This window comes from Amycolatopsis kentuckyensis (assembly GCF_002155975.1).
GTDB classification, from domain to species: Bacteria; Actinomycetota; Actinomycetes; order Mycobacteriales; family Pseudonocardiaceae; genus Amycolatopsis; species Amycolatopsis kentuckyensis.
On sequence record NZ_MUMI01000483.1, the window covers coordinates 1 to 4903 of the forward strand.

The following is a 4903-nucleotide window of genomic DNA, read 5'->3' on the forward strand; positions in this document are numbered from 1 at the left end:
GCACGGTGACCTTGCCCGTGACGGACGCTGCTGGTGCAGGGCGAGAGCGACACGCTGTTCGGCCTCGACCAGTCCGACGCGAACGCCCGGCAGATCACCGCGGCGGGCGGCAAGGTGCGGACGATCTGGTACACCGGCGGTCACGACGGCGGCAAGCCCGGTCCGCAGCTGCGCGCCAAGATCGCCGACTTCCTGAAGACGGCACTGGACGGCGGCGACCCGGGCACCGGCTTCAGCTACGACGTCCAGGGCACCCTGCGCGCCAACGGGACGCCGTCGGTCCGCACGGTCAGCGCGGCCGCCTACCCCGGGCTGACCGGGCCGGCCACCGAACGGCGGCTGCTGGCGCTCGACGGGCCCGCGCAGCCGGTCGTGCGCCCGGCCGGGGCGAACCCGGCGGCGGTCAGCGGGATCCCCGGCCTCAACGGCGTCGCGAGCAGCTCGGCGCGGCTCGGCGCGCTGTTCAGCAACGACCCGCCCGGCCAGGCCGCGCAGTTCACCACCGCTGCCTTCGATGGCCAGGTCGTCATCAGCGGCTCGTCCACCGTGCGGCTGCAGGTCGCCGCGGACCCGGCGCACCCGCAGCCGGACGCGGTGCTGTTCGCGAAGCTCTACGACGTCGGGCAGGACGGCTCGCGGGTGCTGCCGGCCAACGCCGTCGCGCCGTTCCGGGTGAGCGGGCTGCCCGCCGACGGCACCCCGGTCGACGTCACCGTGACGCTGCCCGGCATCGTCCGGCCGATCGAGGGCGGCCACTCGCTGCGGCTGGTGGTCGGCACCACCGACCAGGGGTACGCCGCGCCGGCCGCGCCCGCGGTGTTCCGGATCGGGCTCGCCGGCGGCACCGCGCTGGCCGTGCCGGTCGTCCCGGGCAAGTCCGTCGGTTCCCCGGCGCCGGTCGGGCAGCTGGCGGGCATCGGCGTGACGCTGGCGATCGGCCTCGCCGCGGTGCTGTTCGCGGCCCTGCGCCGCCGCCGGGCCACCGACGTCGACCCCGAGCTCGCCACCACCCCACTCGTCATCGAGGGGCTGCGCAAGCAGTACGCGGGCGGGTTCGTCGCGGTGAAGGACCTGTCCTTCCGCGTCGAGCCGGGCCAGGTGCTCGGCCTGCTCGGGCCGAACGGTGCCGGCAAGACGACCACCCTGCGCATGCTGATGGGCCTGATCACGCCGACCGAGGGACACATCCGCGTGTTCGGCCACAAGATCACCCCGGGCGCGCCGGTGCTCTCGCGCATCGGCTCGTTCGTCGAGGGCTCCGGCTTCCTGCCGCACCTGTCCGGGCGGGCGAACCTCGAGCTGTACTGGGCGTCGACCGGGCGTCCGGCCGAGAAGGCCCACTTCGCGGAGGCGCTGGAGATCGCCGGGCTGGGCACCGCCGTCGAACGGCGGGTGCGGACCTACAGCCAGGGCATGCGGCAGCGGCTGGCGATCGCGCAGGCGATGCTCGGCCTGCCGGAGCTCATGGTGCTCGACGAACCGACCAACGGACTCGACCCGCCCCAGATCCACCAGATGCGCGAGGTGCTGAAGCGGTACGCCGCGACCGGCCGCACGGTGGTGGTGTCCAGCCACCTGCTGGCCGAGGTCGAGCAGACCTGCACGCACGTCGTGGTCATGCACCGCGGCTCGCTGGTCGCCTCGGGCGAGGTCGGCGAACTGGCCGCGGCCGGTGGCGAAGCGACGTTCCGGGTCGACGATCCGGCGGCGGCCGCGGCGGCGCTCAAGGCGCTGAGCGGGGTCACCGACGTCGACGTCGAGGGCGAGCTCGTGCACGCCAACCTCGGCGAGCTGCCGCGGGCCGAAGGCGTGGCCGCCCTGGTCCGCGCCGGTGTGGCGGTGGAGCAGGCCGGCCCTCGGCGCCGGCTGGAAGACGCGTTCCTGCAACTGGTCGGAGAAGAGTCGTGAGTGATTCCGGTGTGCACACCGACCCGCACGCGCTCGACGAGCTGAGCGACCTCGCGTCGGCCGAACACGCGGGCGTCGAGCCGGACGGCGCGGTCGAGGGCTACAGCGCCCGGCGGACGCTGCGGCTCGGCGTCGAGCTGCGGCGCCAGCTCAAGCGGCGGCGCACGCAGTTCCTGCTCGGGTTCGTCGCGCTCCTGCCGTTCATCCTGGTGATCGCGTTCGAGGCGGGGCAGTCGAACCCGAACCGGCGCAGCGGCGGGTTCGTCGACCTGGCCACCGCGTCCGCGCCGAACTTCGTCGTGCTGGCGCTGTTCGTGTCCGGGACGTTCCTGCTGCCGATGATCGTCGCGCTGTTCTTCGGCGACACCATCGCGAGCGAGGCGTCGTGGTCGAGCCTGAAGTACCTGCTGGCCGTCCCGGTGCCGCGGCAGCGGGTGCTGCGGCAGAAGGCGATCGTTTCGGGGCTGCTCTCGGCGTCCGCGCTGGTGCTGCTGCCCTTGGTGTCGCTCGGCGTCGGGGTGCTCTGGTACGGCGCGGGCGACGCGATCAGCCCGACCGGTGACGCGGTGTCCTTCGGCGACAGCCTGCTGGCCATCGCCCTGTCCACTGTGTACATCATCCTGCAGCTGGCCTGGGTGGCCGGGCTGGCGCTCGCGCTGAGCGTGTCGACCGACGCCCCGCTCGGCGCGGTCGGCGGCGCGGTGCTGGTGGCGATCCTGTCGCAGATCCTGGACCAGATCACCGCGCTGGAGGGGCTCCGGAACTACCTGCCGACGCACTACGCGTTCTCCTGGATGGACCTGATCTCGACCGACGTCGACTGGACCAACCTGGCGAGCGGGATGCTGTCGGCGGTGATCTACGGGACGGTGTTCTTCCTCTACGCCGGGCGGCGGTTCGCTCAAAAAGACATCACCAGCTGACGGCCGCGGGCGGCGTACGCTGCGGAAATGACCGCCGTGGTGGAATGGCACCAGCCGCCCGCGCCGCTGGTGAAGACGATGAACGTGGTGCTGCGGGCGGTGCTGCCCAGCCCGCTCGGCCGCGGCGTCGGCGAGTTCATGCTGCTCGCCTTCGCCGGCCGCCGGACCGGGCAGCGCTACCGCGTTCCGGTCACCGCGCACCGCGACGCCGAGGGCCTGTGCACGCTGACGCCGGCGGGCTGGCGGCTCAACTTCCGCGGCGGCGCGGACGTCGACGTGACGTTCGCCGGCCGGACGACACCGATGCGCGGCGTGCTCGTCGAAGACGAGACCGAGGTCGCGCGGATCTACCTCGACCGCATGACGGAGCTCGGCATGCGCCGCGCCGCCCGCATGATCGGCCTGAAGTTCCCCCTCGGCCGGCTGCCGACCCTCGACGAGGTCGTCGAGCTGGCGCGCCGGGAGCACTTCGGCGTCGTCCGGTTGAGCGTTCGGACCTGACCGGCCCCGCCGCGCCGCGGTACGGTCGGGCCGTGCCGATCACCCTGGACAGCCACCGCGACGTCGCCGTGCTCCGGATCGACCACGGCGGGGGCAACACCCTCGACACGGACTCGTGCCGGGCGCTGGTGCGGCGGCTCGAGGAGGCCGAGCAGGCCCGCGCTGTCGTGCTCACCGGGACCGGCGGCATCTTCTGCGCGGGCGTCGACCTCAAGCGGCTCGGCGAGGGCGGCGCGGCGTACGTGGCGGAGTTCCTGCCGCTGCTGTCCGACGCGCTGCTGGCGGTGTTCGGCTGCCCGCGTCCGGTGGTCGCGGCGCTCAACGGGCACGCCATTGCCGGCGGCGCGGTCCTCGCCGCGGCGTGTGACCACCGGGTGCTGGGCGCCGGCCGGATCGGGGTCACCGAACTGCTCGTCGGGCTGCCGTTCCCGTTGGCCGCACTGGAGATCCTGCGCTGCACCTACGGGACCACCAGCTTGCCGTCGCTCACCTACTCGGGTGAAACCTGGGGCGGCGAGGAGGCCTTGGCGCGTGGCCTGGCCGACGAGCAGGCCCCACCGGGAGACGTGCTCGAGCGGGCCGTCGCCGTCGCGGCCCGGCTCGGCGCCCTGCCCGCCGAGCCGTTCGCCCACACGAAGGCCCAGATCCGGCAGCCCTTCCACGAGCGGATCGCCGAATACCGCCACTCGGACGACCCGCGCGTGGAGCGGCTGTGGCAGTCCGCCGAGGCGCTGGTCGCCGTCAAGTCCTATGTGGACCGGGTCCTCCGCTAGGCCGCGCGCACGCCGCTCTCGGCGAGCGCCTTGATGCCCTCGACGGTCTTCTGCATGTTGGTCTGCAGCTCGCCGAGCCGCATCGCGACGATCTCGTCTTCGTGCTCGGGCATCGAGCCGATGATCGTGGTGAGGTTGGACGGGCCGGGGCCGATCTGGGCCCACTGCCGCAGGATGGTGCCGTCGCCGTCCGGGACGAGCTCGAAGCGCCAGGACGCGGCCGGGTTCGTCACGTCCATCACGGCCCAGGCGAACAGCCGCTCGGGCTCGTAGCCGGTGATGGTCGAGACTGTCTCCCACTCCCCGGCGATCGGGTGCGAATTGCGGCCGCGGAAGCGCGCGCCGAGGCCGGGCTCGGCGCCCTCGACCCAGCCACCGCCCTGGAACTCGGTGGAGAACCGGGCCGGCAGGTCGACGTCCAGCAGCCAGGACCAGACCTCGGCCGGCCGCGCGGCGATGCGCACCTCGACCTGGGTCGTCGGGCAGTCGGAAACCTTCATAGCGGACCCCTCGCTTGATGACGGTGCCTACGCTTCCGGACCGTAACGTGGCCCGGAACAGGCGGACAACTCGCACAATGCCCGCGGCCGCGCACGCCGGAGGACGCGCCGCCACCCGCCGAAAGTCGGATCCTGACCGATTCTGTGCCCGGACAGCCGATTGCCGACCACCGCCGGTTCTGTGAGGGTCCCACCGAGGGTTCGGTTGCGGGTTCGGGAGGGTGCTCGATGCGCAGACTTTTCACCGCCGGCGCGGTCCTGCTGGCGCTGGCCGGCCTGGCGCCGGCGGCCGCGGCGG

At 73.3% G+C, this 4903-nt stretch carries 4 protein-coding genes and 1 pseudogene; 4 read left to right on the forward strand and 1 reads right to left on the reverse strand.

The features are described from left to right. Positions 1-24: 24 nt before the first annotated feature. The 4 genes and pseudogenes from CCN39_RS37685 to CCN39_RS37700 form a co-directional block, all read left to right on the forward strand. Positions 25-1908: pseudogene (locus tag CCN39_RS37685) on the forward strand (ATP-binding cassette domain-containing protein); the annotation flags it as partial. Then, positions 1905-2831 carry an ABC transporter permease gene (locus tag CCN39_RS37690; RefSeq protein ID WP_086850503.1) on the forward strand — a complete coding sequence of 309 codons (927 nt, stop codon included), beginning with the start codon at positions 1905-1907 and terminating at the stop codon, positions 2829-2831. The pseudogene CCN39_RS37685 and the gene CCN39_RS37690, both read left to right, overlap by 4 nt. Before the next feature lie 27 nt (positions 2832-2858). Further along, the gene (locus tag CCN39_RS37695; RefSeq protein ID WP_086850504.1) at positions 2859-3332 is read left to right on the forward strand and encodes a hypothetical protein; all 474 of its coding nucleotides are present in this window, start codon (positions 2859-2861) and stop codon (positions 3330-3332) included. Between the two features lie 32 nt (positions 3333-3364). Further along, complete coding sequence (locus CCN39_RS37700; RefSeq protein WP_086850506.1) at positions 3365-4105, forward strand: enoyl-CoA hydratase/isomerase family protein; 741 nt, start codon at positions 3365-3367, stop codon at positions 4103-4105. Here CCN39_RS37700 and CCN39_RS37705 read toward each other — a convergent pair. Next, positions 4102-4605 carry an SRPBCC family protein gene (locus tag CCN39_RS37705; protein WP_086850507.1) on the reverse strand — a complete coding sequence of 168 codons (504 nt, stop codon included), beginning with the start codon at positions 4603-4605 and terminating at the stop codon, positions 4102-4104. The genes CCN39_RS37700 and CCN39_RS37705 overlap by 4 nt on opposite strands. Positions 4606-4903 lie beyond the last annotated feature (298 nt).

What these genes read in the sequence shown, in the direction of transcription:
- CCN39_RS37695 (WP_086850504.1), top strand. Translation starts at nt 2,859, where the DNA reads ATGACCGCCGTGGTGGAATGGCACCAGCCGCCCGCGCCGCTGGTGAAG.
- CCN39_RS37705 (WP_086850507.1), bottom strand. Translation starts at nt 4,605, where the DNA reads ATGAAGGTTTCCGACTGCCCGACGACCCAGGTCGAGGTGCGCATCGCC.